The organism is Chryseobacterium sp. UF-290, from assembly GCF_058245615.1.
Map to the genome: position 1 here is coordinate 38,848 of NZ_JBSICB010000010.1, position 14,088 is coordinate 52,935.

The 14,088-nt window shown below is 36.8% G+C and carries 17 protein-coding genes; 8 read left to right on the forward strand and 9 right to left on the reverse strand.

Annotation, left to right across the window (positions count from 1 at the left end):
* Positions 1–11: 11 nt before the first annotated feature.
* From AC4IF5_RS12960 to gldB, 8 genes are all read right to left on the reverse strand, one after another.
* Positions 12–560 carry an L-threonylcarbamoyladenylate synthase gene (locus AC4IF5_RS12960; protein ID WP_490735141.1) on the reverse strand — a complete coding sequence of 183 codons (549 nt, stop codon included), beginning with the start codon at positions 558–560 and terminating at the stop codon, positions 12–14.
* Positions 561–723: 163 nt separating this feature from the next.
* On the reverse strand, positions 724–1,236 hold the full coding sequence (locus tag AC4IF5_RS12965) for a DinB family protein (protein ID WP_490735143.1): 513 nt from the start codon (positions 1,234–1,236) through the stop codon (positions 724–726).
* A 126-nt stretch (positions 1,237–1,362) separates the two neighbouring features.
* Positions 1,363–1,809 carry a GNAT family N-acetyltransferase gene (locus AC4IF5_RS12970; RefSeq protein WP_490735145.1) on the reverse strand — a complete coding sequence of 149 codons (447 nt, stop codon included), beginning with the start codon at positions 1,807–1,809 and terminating at the stop codon, positions 1,363–1,365.
* Positions 1,810–1,876: 67 nt separating this feature from the next.
* Positions 1,877–3,016: a cystathionine gamma-synthase gene (locus tag AC4IF5_RS12975; protein ID WP_490735147.1), complete on the reverse strand. Its 1,140-nt coding sequence runs from the start codon at positions 3,014–3,016 to the stop codon at positions 1,877–1,879.
* A gap of 102 nt (positions 3,017–3,118) precedes the next feature.
* Entirely contained in the window at positions 3,119–3,442 is a 324-nt protein-coding gene (gene gldC / locus AC4IF5_RS12980) for a gliding motility protein GldC (RefSeq protein WP_490735149.1), read from the reverse strand.
* A 31-nt stretch (positions 3,443–3,473) separates the two neighbouring features.
* A complete protein-coding gene (locus AC4IF5_RS12985) occupies positions 3,474–5,675 on the reverse strand; it encodes a thioredoxin-like domain-containing protein (RefSeq protein ID WP_490735151.1) in 2,202 nt (733 codons plus the stop codon).
* 10 nt (positions 5,676–5,685) lie between these two features.
* Positions 5,686–6,588: an ABC transporter ATP-binding protein gene (locus tag AC4IF5_RS12990; protein ID WP_490735153.1), complete on the reverse strand. Its 903-nt coding sequence runs from the start codon at positions 6,586–6,588 to the stop codon at positions 5,686–5,688.
* 136 nt (positions 6,589–6,724) lie between these two features.
* Positions 6,725–7,708, reverse strand: coding sequence for a gliding motility lipoprotein GldB (gene gldB, locus AC4IF5_RS12995; protein WP_490735155.1), 984 nt, complete (start codon positions 7,706–7,708; stop codon positions 6,725–6,727).
* 52 nt (positions 7,709–7,760) lie between these two features.
* Between gldB and AC4IF5_RS13000 the strand changes: the two genes are divergently transcribed.
* The 7 genes from AC4IF5_RS13000 to AC4IF5_RS13030 all read left to right on the forward strand — a co-directional run bounded on the left by AC4IF5_RS13000 (position 7,761) and on the right by AC4IF5_RS13030 (position 11,875).
* Entirely contained in the window at positions 7,761–8,399 is a 639-nt protein-coding gene (locus AC4IF5_RS13000; protein ID WP_490735157.1) for a leucine-rich repeat domain-containing protein, read from the forward strand.
* A 9-nt stretch (positions 8,400–8,408) separates the two neighbouring features.
* On the forward strand, positions 8,409–8,933 hold the full coding sequence (locus tag AC4IF5_RS13005) for a GNAT family N-acetyltransferase (RefSeq protein WP_490735159.1): 525 nt from the start codon (positions 8,409–8,411) through the stop codon (positions 8,931–8,933).
* Complete coding sequence (locus AC4IF5_RS13010) at positions 8,930–9,463, forward strand: GNAT family N-acetyltransferase (RefSeq protein ID WP_490735161.1); 534 nt, start codon at positions 8,930–8,932, stop codon at positions 9,461–9,463. Before AC4IF5_RS13005 ends, AC4IF5_RS13010 begins: the two co-directional genes overlap by 4 nt.
* Positions 9,464–9,474: 11 nt before the next feature.
* Positions 9,475–10,269: an NAD(+) synthase gene (gene nadE, locus AC4IF5_RS13015; protein ID WP_490735163.1), complete on the forward strand. Its 795-nt coding sequence runs from the start codon at positions 9,475–9,477 to the stop codon at positions 10,267–10,269.
* An 84-nt stretch (positions 10,270–10,353) separates the two neighbouring features.
* Entirely contained in the window at positions 10,354–10,872 is a 519-nt protein-coding gene (locus AC4IF5_RS13020; protein ID WP_490735164.1) for a ribonuclease domain-containing protein, read from the forward strand.
* 71 nt (positions 10,873–10,943) lie between these two features.
* The gene (locus AC4IF5_RS13025) at positions 10,944–11,567 is read left to right on the forward strand and encodes a Zn-dependent protease (protein WP_490735166.1); all 624 of its coding nucleotides are present in this window, start codon (positions 10,944–10,946) and stop codon (positions 11,565–11,567) included.
* Entirely contained in the window at positions 11,564–11,875 is a 312-nt protein-coding gene (locus AC4IF5_RS13030) for a barstar family protein (protein ID WP_490735168.1), read from the forward strand. The genes AC4IF5_RS13025 and AC4IF5_RS13030 overlap by 4 nt, the downstream gene beginning before the upstream one ends.
* Positions 11,876–12,446: 571 nt before the next feature.
* On the opposite strand, the gene AC4IF5_RS13035 is transcribed toward AC4IF5_RS13030, so the two are convergent.
* Complete coding sequence (locus tag AC4IF5_RS13035; protein WP_490735170.1) at positions 12,447–12,929, reverse strand: cytidine deaminase; 483 nt, start codon at positions 12,927–12,929, stop codon at positions 12,447–12,449.
* 99 nt (positions 12,930–13,028) lie between these two features.
* Here AC4IF5_RS13035 and namA point away from each other — a divergent pair, with 99 nt between their 5' ends.
* Entirely contained in the window at positions 13,029–14,081 is a 1,053-nt protein-coding gene (namA, locus tag AC4IF5_RS13040) for an NADPH dehydrogenase NamA (RefSeq protein ID WP_490735343.1), read from the forward strand.
* Positions 14,082–14,088: the final 7 nt, after the last annotated feature.

Below are 14,088 nucleotides of genomic sequence, written 5' to 3' on the forward strand. Positions count from 1 at the left end.
ATTCAGAATTATTATTCCCTGAGAACTTTTATCCTGTTGTCACTCCATATTTTGATCACTGAAGAACCTGAATATTTTGAAACTTTCTCTCTGTCTTCTTCCACAGCATAGTCTACAAGACTTACCATCTCCGGAGAGATATCAGAAAACTTCAGCGGGCTTTTTTCACCACTGAAATTAGCAGACGTAGAAACCAAAGGCCTGTTCAGTTTAGAGATCAGCTTTTTACAAAAATCATTCTTCACAAGTCTGATTCCTATGCTGCCGTCTTCAGCAAGAAGTTCTTTGGGTAAACCTCTCGGGTTTTCGTAAACAATGGTTACCGGCTTTTCACTAAGGTCAATGATTTCCCATGCCATTTCAGGAACATCTACCAGATCCTGCAGCCTTTTCTCAGACTCCACAAGAATGATCATGGACTTGTTCTTTTCCCGTTTTTTGATGTCAAAAATCTTATTGACCGCTTCTACATTCGTAGCGTCACAACCAATTCCCCAGATAGTATCTGTAGGGTAAAGAATCGTTCCGCCGGATTTCAATATTTCGATAATGTGCTCCATTTTTTATAAAATTCAAACCAGTTGATAAAGGTAGAGAATCTGTGAATTGTAGACAAACTATCAGAATGTAAAATAATGTTGTATTCTGAATGAATATTTAAGTTTTGGCCAAAGTCAATGGATGGATTATTTACATAGAAAACGGGCTTTGGCCAGAGCTATCTTACATCCATCCCAATTTAGATAAATATCTTTCCTCAATAATAGTCAGGTGATGATAATTGTGTCCTATGATCAGTTTTCCGATTGTTTCTACAGAAATTTCATGACCATTGGCTATGCCTGTTTTATGTAAAGCAGATGGGTGAAGCGTTTCCAGCATGATCTGTGATGATTTTCTTATCAGCTTATATTCTTCCAGCAGAGATTCCAGAGTTCTTTCATCTGCAAAAGACTGATCAGCATATTCGTTTTCATCAAATCCCGGGAGATTGTTTTTATCCCCTCTTGCAAAAGCCAGCATTCTGTATTGAAAAACTCTTTCTGTATCTGATAAATGCAGCAAAACTCCTTTCAATGTCCATTTTCCTTCAGCATAGGCGAATCGGGATTGTTCTTCGGTAAGATTAGCGTAAATGCCTATTGTTTTTTCTGCTGATATTTTTAATTCTTCCAGCCAGTTTACGGACGGAATCTGATCTAAATATCTTTGAATGTATTTCTGAAAATCAGTCATATTTTTTATGTTATAGATTAGATATGTTGTAAGGTTCGGGATACGGTTGCTGAGATAATCATGAATACATTTTACATTATACATTTTACAAAAAATACTTCATAACTATTACGTATTGCCCATTATTTATGAATTGCTCCACTCATAGAAATTCACCGAGTCATAAAGCTCGAAGCCGCAGGACGGATAGAGCTGATTTCCGATGTCGTTGCTTTTCCCTGTTTCCAGTAAGATGCCACATGCTTTTGAAGACCGGCATAATGCTTTGGATTCTTCGATAAGTTCTTTGGAATAGCCTTTTCCTCTGTACTCTTTATTGACATACAGATCATTGAGCAGCCAGTAACGCTGCATTCTTGTGGATGAAAATATAGGATATAGCTGTACAAAACCTGTCAGTTTGCCATTTTCCTCTGCAACAAATAGCTCAGAATCTTTATTGTCAATCCTTTCCTTTAGAAAGCTTTCTGCAGCAGGAAGATCTGATTCTTTGTGATAAAATATTCTGTACTGATCAAATAATTCTACAAGTTGAGGAAGATCAGATAAAGTGGCTTTTCTTGTATTTTTCATGTTTAGTTTATGGCTATAATAAAATGAGAAGAATTAATAAATCCTTCCCATTTTAATGTATTGTATATTAAGAAAAAGCTTTTTCAAGATCTGCAATAAGGTCCTCAGCATCTTCAATACCAACACTTAAACGAACCAAGTCATCGGTAATGCCCAGTTCAGTACGTTTTTCAGCAGGGATAGAAGCATGAGTCATCAATGCGGGATGGTTAGCTAAAGATTCTACACCTCCTAAGGATTCAGCTAGTGTAAATACTCTTACTTTCTCTAAGAATTTGATGGCATCTTCTTTTCTCCCGGATTTAAAGGTGAATGAAACCATTCCTCCGGATTCCTTCATCTGAGATTTTGCCAATTCGTATTGAGGGTGAGATTCTAATCCCGGATAAATTACTTTATCTACAGCAGGGTGAGTTTCAAGGTATTTCGCTACAGCAAGACCATTGTCAGAATGTCTCTGCATTCTTAATGCCAATGTTTTGATTCCTCTCAATACAAGATAAGAGTCGTGAGGTCCTAGAATACCACCGCTCGCAAACTGGATAAAGTGAAGCTTTTCACCCAGTTCAGCATCTTTGGCAATAAGAGCGCCGGCAATAACGTCAGAATGTCCTCCAAGATATTTCGTTGCGGAATGCATTACGATGTCAGCCCCTAAATCAATAGGTCTCTGGATATAAGGTGTAGCAAAAGTATTGTCTACTGCTACTAAAATATCTTTTCCTTTCGCTACTTCCACTACGGCTTTGATGTCAACAAGCTTCATCAATGGATTCGTTGGCGTTTCTACCCAGATCAGTTTTGTTTGATCCGTGATGACCTCTGCAATTTTGGAAACATCATCAAAATTCACGAATGTGAACTTCAGCTGATACTTTTCAAAAAGTCTTGTGAACATCCTGTAAGTACCACCGTAAAGATCATCTACTGCAATAACTTCATCACCGGGATTTAATAATTTCAAAACACAATCAATAGCTGCAAGCCCGGAACCGAAAGCTAATCCTCTCGCTCCGTTTTCAATGCTTGCCAAAGAATCTTCCAATGCCTGTCTTGTAGGGTTGGCTGCCCTTGAATATTCATATCCGGAATGTACTCCCGGGCTTTTTTGTGCAAACGTGGAAGTTAAAAATACAGGAACGTTTACAGAACCTGTAGCAGACTCATGATGCTGCCCTCCGTGAATTACTTTTGTATTAAAATTCATATTATATAATTTGATAATTTGAAAATGCGGTAATTTGAAAATTAAATAATTAATAGCATTTCATTTTCAAATTCTCAAATTACCGGTATTTTCAAATTGCTTTTATTTTATTGCTGATTTCACTGCAAATTCTTCTGCAATCTCTTCCATCCACTGTGCGACATCCTCTTCGCCGGTTGCCCTCTGATAGGTGTTTCCTAAAGATACTAAGATCTGATGGATGAACATTTTCATTTGGTCTACAGGCATTTCTTTTGTCCAGAGATCAATTCTCAGAGCTTCCATTGCCTTGTCGTCCCATACAGAGATCATGGTTGCTTTGGTTTCCTCCTTTTCAATACCTCCGTCCTGAGCATTCCATTTAATGTTTTCAGGGATGTGATTTTCATCCAGCTCTACATCTATCGTAATCTGAGTCTTTCTCATAACTTTCTATTATTTCTAATTTGGTGCAAAGTTAATACTTCTTAAGTTTATCCAAAACTTCTACAAAATTATCTTCATCAGGAAATGGGCTATTAAAGTTAAATATTTTACCTTCCGGGTCAATAATGATAAATCTTGGAATAGATTGTATTTTGTATTTATTCATGAACTGCTCCGCATTTGCAAGCCAGTACTGTGGAATATTTGATGGTTTTGTCTTGAGATAGTTCAGCCATTTTGCTTGATCTTGGTCAAGACTGATTGACATAAACTGAATATTATTATAGTTTCTATATTGGTAACTTCTTGTTTCAAACACGGGACGAATTTTTTTACAAGGTCCGCACCAACTTGCCCAAAAATCTATTACTACATATTTCCCTTTATATTTTGAAAGCTTTTGCGATATTCCATTGTCATTGGAAAGCATCAAATCCGGAAATGGAGATCCTTTTTGTGAAATATTGATTTGTTCAAGCTGTGAGTAAAGCATTTTTTTATAATCAATATCATTTACTTTGCCAATCTCAGCTGCGAAAAGTTTGTTTCTGAGTACACTGTCTGTCTGTATTTCAATGTTTTTTAATAAATGTTTTGATAATAGCTGATCTTTAATTTTTCCCTTAGGCAGCTGGTCAATTTTAACAAATAAAATACTGTCCGGATTAGAGCGCTGATCTTTTTCTGTAAGCATCTGATCCAATTTATATTGCAGATAATCATCGTTTTTACTCAAGAGCGGAGTGGGTTTCAAAATATTTTCATTGAGCTCATTCAAAAATGTTTTTGTAGGAGCAAACCTGGGATCAGACCATGAGGTCATTCTTCTGTAATTATTTATTTCATTTAAATATTTAACTGCCATTAGCTGTTTTCTGTAAGCTTTATAATCTTCTGAAAGTGCATTATTCTCAGCATCTGCAAAATCATCTAAAATTCTTTTATTGTGTTTCCAGTCAGACATGGCTAATTCATAAAACTTTCCTGGATTATTATTTAAATTTTGGTTCTCCAGAGCGAGCCAGAATTCTAGCCCAAAAGAGCTTTCTGTCTTATTGTAAACCTGATCAGATTTTCTATTTGATTTTACATTAAATGTCATTCTGGTGTTGTTTAATTTAATATCAAAATCAAACCAGTCACCATTTCCCATAATAACTTCAAGTTTTTTGTTGCCGATTTCAAGAATATATTCATCCAAAGGAACGTTTTGCCGGGTAGACCAACTGAATGTGTTGTTTTTAACTGCTGCAGATCCGATTTTTTTATGAAAGTCCTTTGAAACAATCTTCACAGAATCAATCTTAAGATCTGTTTCTAATTTTCCTGTGATTGAAATTCCTGATCCATCGCTTGTATAAGGTTTGGGTTTTTGTAGAAAATAGAGCAGACCTGCTCCTGCAATTAATAAAGCAGCTGAAATAGCAATTTGCTTTTTATTTTTAAGGAAAGCATTCCTAAACCCTTTTTTGCTATACCAGAAATATCCGATAATAAGGAAAATAACCATCCAGAAAAAGCTCATATATTCTGAATAAGAAATAAAGTGATTCAGATTTCTTATTTCCGGAGCGTTCCAGAACGTGTATAATGAATTGTAAGGATTAAAGAAGAATCCCTTTTTTTCTACTATCGAATAAATATTGGAGGCCAAGCCTAATGAGCCAATAAGAAATGACCAGATAAACCCTTGAAAGACTACTGAAAAGCATAGCTGTAAAGCTGCAATCCCTAAAACGGCTGCAGTAATTCTTGTATAGGTCTTGAGCATCCATGATACGTCAAAAGTCAGCAGCTTTGCGGGATTTGGATGAATATAATATTCTGCTAATGATAAAATTATATTAAAAGTAAAATATGAGAAAATACAAATAAAGCTCAGTAATAATAAAATAATATATTTCGAAAAGTAAAGTTGAAATTTATTTACAGGCTGGGTTTCCATCAATTGCCATCCGTTATTTTTATGATCAGTTTGGGCAATTCTGTTCGCTCCAATAATAAGGAACAGCATCAGAATAAATAGCGTAAAATATTTTATGGGATTTCCTCCTATTGCCTCTTCAAAAATGGAGTATTTAAGCGCTTCTTTATGAATTGGATCCGGGTTTAAAAAGGCCGGAATAAAGTTTATGAGTGGTATTAAAGCTCCTAAAACAATAGCAATGTAAATTAATCCTAACCCTTTTATTTTTAGCCATTCTATATTGATGGCAGTTATTAACTTTTTCATTTGTGTAATTTTAATTTTTTGTAATTTCCATAAACCAGTCTTCCAAACCTGCGCTGCTTTTGATTTCAAAAATTTCAGCATTCTTTACAACCAGCTTTTTTACAAGACCAATAATATCCTCTTTTGATTGAGAAGTAATTTCTATGGTGTCCTCGTCAATTAATTTTGGTGAATAGTTTTCCGGAATTTCACTGATATACTGCGACGCCTGATTCAATCCAATTTTTATGTGATTGTATCTGTACAGTTCATTCAATTCTTTTATACTTCCTGTAAATTTTATTTCCCCATGTGAGATAATAGCAAGATGGGTAATCATTTTTTCAATTTCCTGTAACAGGTGGCTTGAGATAAATAGGGTTACTCCTTCTTCCTGGTTAAGCTTTATCAGCAGCTCACGAATTTCCAGCATTCCATTAGGATCCAAACCATTTACCGGTTCATCCAGAATCAACAGTTCAGGTTTTCCCAAAAGTGTCATTGCAATGGAGAGCCTTTGTTTCATTCCTAAGGAATATCTCTTCATTTTCAAATTTCTGTTTTCCCAAAGATCTACAAGATGCAATACCCTTTCACATTCTGTTTTGGGGAGGTTTCTTAATTTAGAAATAATAATCAGATTATCCCAGCCGGATAAGTGATCATAGAAAGCAGCACTGTCAATAAGGCTTCCAATTTTACCAAAGCCATCCGGATAAAGGTGTGAAAGATTTTTCCCGAAAATCTGTATGCTATTTTTTTCATCGGGAATACTTCCTATAAGTAACTTCATTGTTGTGGATTTTCCGGCTCCATTAGCCCCTAGGAAACCAAAAATGCTACCCTTGGGTATAGAAATGCTGAGATTTTTCAGAATTTGCTTTTCCTTTGAAAACCCATAGCTTAAGTTTCGAATTTCAATAATGTTTTTCATGTGTGATTTTTTATTTGAAGCAAAGCTATCTAATAAAAAAGTATTATGCAATGCAAGGTAGTGTTAAATTTATGATAATATCAAAAAAATATCCTTTAGTGTATGCTAAAGGATATTAATATTCAATTGTATAGAATTATTTTAACTTGGGTTTGTAACCAGACTGATTAAAAATTGTGGTCGCGTCCATTTTCAGAAAATCGGTCAGTTTTGTTTCCGGTTTTTCTTTAAGATATGCTTTACAGATCTGCCATCCTGTAAAAATTCCAATCTGCGGTGAAGATTCATTGTCGATTTCAGTATAAAACTTCGAGAATGGTCCTGGTGAAATAAAACGTTCTCCCAATCGTGGATCATCGCCAAAGATCAGGTTGCTTTCTACAAAATAGTTCCAGATATTGGCTTCATTGCTGGTGGCCCATTCGTATTGTTTCTGCGTATAGTTTATTTTAAGATAGTCAGGGAAATCAGGAAGAAAAGCATCCTGAAGGATCATCATTTTTCCGTTCAGAATAATCTGATCAATAAATTTTTGATGGTCAGGAGATTCTGTTAAGATATTTTCCGCAAAAAGCTGTGAAACCTTAGGAACGATGTTCTGAGGATTCATCGATTTCTGGAAATAAAGCTCCAGTCCTTTGTAATGAGCATTTCCGTCTCCAATAAAACCTGTAATATCTATAAACAGAAGGTTTCCTTTCTGATCATAAAAGATAGGGTCCTGAACCATTTGCAATGCTGATGAGAACAGGTATACTTTAGGGCTTTTAAACTGTGGAAAATAATATTTGATATGCGAAAATAAGTTCTGAAGCTCTTTTTGAAGCTTAGCCTGATCTATTTTTCCGATAGCTTCCCTATAGATCTTGATCTCTTCAGCATCAGCTCTTCTTTTTCCGAAATCTGCATCAGAAACACTCCCCTGAAACCAGGGGAATTTAGCTTTAAACTGGTCCAATGGAATCTCCGGATTATAGAATTCTTTGGAAATATCTGTCATTTCAACTTTCTCGGCAGTATCTTTCACCTCTACCTTCCATTGATTTTCAGGTTCTTTTTTGCAGGAGTCCAGTCCCGCAACTAAAATAGAAGAAAGCACAATATATCTAAAAATCTTCATTATTTTTACATGGAATTTAAGTTTACAAAAATAAGGATTAAATACACAATTTATGATGAAATTAAAAATATTTACAACCTTTAGCCTTATTTCGGGATTGTCTTTTTTATCAGGGCAAAAACTCGAATTTAAAGATAAAAACTTTGAAAAAGCGGTCCTTGAGAATTTTGATCAAAACAAGAACGGAACAATGGAACCTGCGGAAATGAATATGATTTCCAATTTATTTTTGGTTCAGAAAGGGATTACCTCCACAGATGATCTGCACCTTTTTAAAAATGTAAAGATGATTGTACTGGATGATAACGCCATTGCTGCTATCACTGTAAATAACCTGGAGAAACTGGAGCTCTTTTCATGTACAGGATGTAAAGCCTCTTCATTCAAAGGAGAGAATTTAAAGAGCCTTGCCTCTTTATATCTGGATAATAATCTTTTGGAAAGCGTTTCACTGAAAGGAACGCCAAGAATTGATCAATTAACATTATCTTTAAATCAACTAAAATCAATCGACCTGGCCCAGCTCAGGAATTTAAGAAAGCTGAACCTGGAACATAATAAGATCCAAAAAGTCGATATCTCCGGAAATCCGGCGTTACAGACTCTGAATGTGGGTGGAAATAAAATGAAGGAGACAGACATAAAGAAAGGAATGAAGACAGATGTGACCATTTTTGGGACCGATGAATAAACTAAAGCTATGATACTGGAAACAGAAAGACTTATTTTAAGAAAGCTTGAGGATACAGATTTTAAACGGATGTACCTTATGGATTCTGACCCTGAGGTGATGAAGTACCTTGGAAGGCCCGTGGCAAGTATTGAAGAATCACAAGAGATCATTAAAATGATCCAGAAACAATATGAGGAAAACGGTGTGGGTAGACTGGCTGTTATTGAAAAAAATAGTGGTCTTATGATAGGATGGTGTGGCTTGAAGTTATTGACTCAACCCATTAACGGACATGTTAATACTTTGGATCTGGGATACCGTTTTATCCCTGAATTCTGGGGAAAAGGTTATGCTATAGAAGCTGCAAAGGCCTCTTTAGATTTTGGCTTTAATGAACTGAAAGCAGATGCTATATATGCCTTTGCAGATTCTGAGAATACAGGCTCAAAACATATTTTAAGAAAACTAGGCTTTGAAAAAACAGGAGAATTCACAGATTCCGATGTCTTATGTTTCTGGTATGAGCTAAAACGTGAAAAATATATTGAATGATAACAATAAGAAAAGAAGAAGAAAAAGACTATCAACAGGTGTTTCAGCTTACAGAAGAAGCGTTCAGGGAAATGGAGCATAGTGATCATCAGGAGCAGTTCCTGGTTGAGAAACTAAGAAGATCAGAGGCTTTTATTCCTGAATTATCACTGGTTGCAGAAGATGATAATGGTACAATTGCTGGCCATATCCTCTTTACAAAAATAAAAATTGTGGATGGTTCAGAATCTTTTGAATCACTGGCTCTGGCTCCGGTTTCTGTAAAACCTGAATTTCAGAATCAGGGACTTGGAGGAAAGCTGATCATGGAAGGGCACCGCATTGCCAAAGAACTAGGATATGGCTCGGTGATCCTTATCGGACATGAAAAATATTATCCGAGGTTTGGTTACGAAAAAACAAGTAATTTTGGGATCTCTTTTCCGTTTGAGATTCCGGAAGAAAACGGAATGGCTATAGAACTTATAAAAGACGGATTAAAAAATAAAAAAGGGACAGTAAAATACCCTAAAGAATTTGGAATAGACTAAAAATATAAACGATGCAGACACAAAAAGTAATAGATCATATCGTAGGATGGTTAAAAGATTATGCAACGAAGGCCAGAGTAAACGGTTATGTAATAGGTGTTTCCGGAGGAGTGGATTCCGGAGTGGTTTCTACCCTAGCTGCCATGACTGGCCTGAAAACATTGCTGATCGAAATGCCGATCCGCCAGAAATCAGATCAGGTAACCCGTGCAAAGGACCATATGAACGATCTGAAATCGAGATTTCCTAACGTGGAGATAATGTCTGTAGATTTGACGCCTGCCTTTGAAGAGCTTTATAAAACATTTGAGGTAAAGGAAGATCTCTATCCTAACGAAAAACTGGCCTTTGCCAATACAAGAGCCCGTCTGAGAATGCTTACTCTTTATTATTACGGACAGCTAAACGGACTTTTGGTATGCGGAACCGGAAATAAAGTGGAAGATTTCGGAATCGGGTTTTATACAAAATATGGTGATGGCGGGGTAGATGTTTCCCCGATCGCAGACCTTTATAAAACAGAAGTATACACACTTGCCAAAGGATTGAATCTGATCAAAAGTATTCAGGAAGCGATTCCGACAGACGGGCTTTGGGATGTGGACAGAACGGATGAGCAGCAGATCGGTGCAACCTATCCGGAACTGGAAAAGATCCAGAAAGAATACGGAACCAAAACAGCGGAAGACTATGAAGGAAGAGATAAAGAAGTATTCCTGATCTTCGACAGAATGCACAAAGCAGCAAAACATAAAATGGAGCCTATCCCGGTCTGCGATATCCCGGAGGAATGGCGGGAAGGATAGATTTATCATTTCTCCATGTAACAATGCTCCTATTCATTGGTAAACTGTTACACTGGTAAATGGTTACATTAATAAATTATTGGAATGAACAGTAAAACAAGAGCCGTATTCTTTATGTGCCTGGGCTTGCTTTTCGGGATGTCTGTAATGTATATCTATAAGAATTTTATTGCAGATAAAACAGATCAGCCGGCCCCAGCAAAGACAGAAGCCATACATTATGGCGGTACTTCTGCAGGAGATCAGTATAAAGCCGGTAGCTCAGGAGCACAGATCTCCATTGATGAACTGACTGAAGAAAGAAAAGTGATCAGCTATGTTAAGCAGAATCATCGGTTACCCGATTATTACATTACAAAAAACGAAGCCAGAAAACAGGGCTGGAATCCTTCAAAAGGAAATCTTTGTGAGGTGCTTCCGGGAAAAGCAATAGGCGGAGACAAGTTTGGCAACAGAGAAAGAAAGCTGCCTGATGGAGAAAAGTACTTCGAAGCCGATGTAAATTACCATTGTGGAAGCAGGAATGCTGACCGTATTATTTATACGAATAATGGCGAGGTGTATCTTACCAAAAACCATTATAAAAGCTTTGAAAAACAATAATGTCATTGTGGGAAACAAAGCAACGAAATTGTATGACCGAAGACTTCGTTATTTAGATTGTTATAAGAGTTTTGAGAAACAATAGTTTTTTTTACCTGTTATCGGTTCTTTTTCTGACATTCTCATGTTCAGAAAAGGATAAGCCTGTCAGGGAAGCGCTGGAAAAACCAGCCATAACCATACTTATACAGCCATTCAAAGACATTAAACCCGAAAATGTGGTGAAAGTGGCTGAAGGGATCAGAAAAATATACCCTAACGTAAAAGTTCTTGATGCTATTGATTTTCCTGAAAATGCTTACTATAAAGAAAGGAACCGATATAGAGCGGATTCGATCATCAAATTCTTAAGTAGCAAGACAGAAAATGGCTTCGTAACTATTGGCTTAACGGCAAAAGATATCAGTGCGACCAGAGGGAAGATCAAAGACTTTGGAATTATGGGTCTGGGATACCGGCCGGGAAAAGCCTGTGTTGCTTCAAAATACAGGCTGAGTAAAGAAAATTCGGATGAGCAGTTTTATAAAATAGCGATTCATGAGCTTGGCCATACACAGGGGCTGCCACATTGCCCTCAAAAAATGTGCTTTATGAGAGATGCGGAAGGAAAAAATCCAACCAATGAAGAAACGGATTTCTGCAAAAAATGCAAAACTTTTTTAATCAATAAAAATTGGAAATTTAGTTCAATATGAAGACAGTATATATAGATTTTACAGACATAGGCGATTATGAGGATTTTTACGCCCAATTGAAGGAAAAGGTTCAGTTGCCTGAACATTTTGGGGATAACCTTGATGCGCTTTTTGATACCATTACAGGCGACCTGGAAATGCCGCTCCATCTTGAATTTGTTAATATGACGGTAGATCAGCTGGAAATTTTTGAAGACCTGCTGACCACACTGGAAGATGCTGAAGAAGAGGTTGAAAATTTTAGTTTCAGCTATTATCTTGAGCAGTATGAAGACGATGAGGACGAAGATGTAGAATCTGAAGAATAAAAAACAAGGCTGTTTCCCATATAGAAGCAGCCTTTTTTCATTCCCGCTGATTTCACAGATTGCCCAGATGTTTGTGATAAAATATAATTGCTACTAATGCACGAATAAAAGGATTCGTGCATTAGTGGCAAAAAAACATTACTGAAAATCTTTGATTTTCTTTTACCTTAAAGCCATTAGTTACTAAAAACTTCTTTGTGCTCTTGTATCCCAATCTTTAAAAAAGTATCTGTTTATTTTAAATTCTAGCATGCCAGGGAGATTACGCAGAATTTTTCAATAAACATCTGCTTGATCTGCTCAATCAGCGAGCATATTAAATTAAATTAAAATAAGTATCTCTTTTTTAGTGGTTAAAGTAGATTGTGTATTCCATCAATAAAGCAAGAATCTGATAAAAAGCAAAAACCTGCAGAAAAATCCACAGGCTTTTAAACGGGTTATTATCTGATAAAAATTTTACAAGATCAATGCGCATCAACTTCATATTACAGAAAAACTGAATATCAAATTTCATGTTGGGTAGAGCCCATTTGCGGTTTTGCAAATCCGCCTTTTCGCTTTTTCGCCCTTACAAAAACGTCGAATCAAAATAAAAAGGTAGCAGATCCTTCACGGCATGTACCTTTACAACCTCTTCATTCATGCTTGAAAAATAAAGGTCAATATTTTCGTTTTGCTTGGTTTCGTATTCTATTAAGCTTTGACGGCAGGCACCACAAGGCGGAATCGGAGGATTTTTCTCATGAAACTCTTTAGGCCCGCCTACCACAAAGATTTTTTTTACTTTCACATTGGGAAAGTTGGCGGCTACCCAGAACAGAGTTGTCCTTTCAGCGCAAAGTCCTGATGGGAAAGCTGCATTTTCCTGATTGTTTCCGGAATATATTTCTCCGTTTTCCAACAGTACCGCGCATCCTACAAAAAACTGAGAGTAGGGGGCATAAGCATTCTCACGGGCCTCTTTGGCTCTTTCGAATAGTTTTTTTTCTATATCATTCAGTTCACTGCTATTCTTAAAATATTCGTAACTGATCTGTATGTCTTTTTTCATATATTGTAGACTAAAAAAGGGGGGTAAAATTAGTTCTTTTTAATGAAGTGGGCAATATTTATTCTTCCGGAGGTAAAGTTCAATTTTTTAAAGGATAAAATGTTATATACACCAATAAAATTCAGAAATGTAGAGTTAAAGAACCGATGGGTAATGTCTCCTATGTGTATGTATTCCTGTGATAACGGGCTGGCCAGTGACTTTCATAGGGTACATTATGGAAGCAGGGCGCAAGGCGGAACAGGATTGATCGTTGTAGAGGCTACAGGCGTAGAGCCCAGAGGCAGGATCACAAACCGCTGTATGGGCATCTGGAATGATGAGCAGGCAGAAAAACTACAGAAAATAGTAGAATTCGTTCATCATAATTCAGAAAGTAAGATAGGAATCCAGCTGGCTCACGCAGGAAGAAAAGGCTCTACATGGAATAATCACCAGATCCCTCTGGAAGAAGGATGGGAGACTGTTGCCCCAAGTTCTATTCCTTATCATCCTTCAGAAAGAATTCCTCATGTGCTGAGTAGAGAGGAGATCAAAGAATTGGTAGAGTACTTCAAGAGAGCAGCCCGGAGAGCTGTAAAAGCAGGTTTTGATATGATTGAAATTCACGGAGCACACGGATATCTGATTCATCAGTTTCTGTCACCGCTTTCCAATATCAGGACGGATGAATATGGTGGAAGCTTTGAAAACAGGATAAGGTTTTTGCTGGAAATTATAGATGCGGTGAATGAAGAACTCAATGAAAATACAGCCCTTTTTGTGAGGATTTCCGGTACTGAGTATGCTGAAAACGGATGGGACATTCAAAGCAGTGTAGCATTGTCCAGGATTTTAAAAGAACATTCCGTTGACCTGGTTGATGTATCCAGCGGAGGAAATATTCATGGAGCAAAAATCTCTGTTTTTGATGGGTATCAGGTTCCTTTTTCCTCACAGATCAGGAATGAGGCAGGAGTAAATACAGGAGCGGTAGGTTTGATTACCAACGTGAACCAGGCAGAGGAGATTCTTCAGAAAGGCGATGCAGACCTGATTTTCGTAGCGAGAGAGATTTTGAGAAATCCTTATATAGCGGTTCAGGGGTCTTTTGAAATGAAAGAAGACTGTTTCTTTCCCCATCAGTATACAAGAGCGAAAATTTCTTCATAGCTTACCC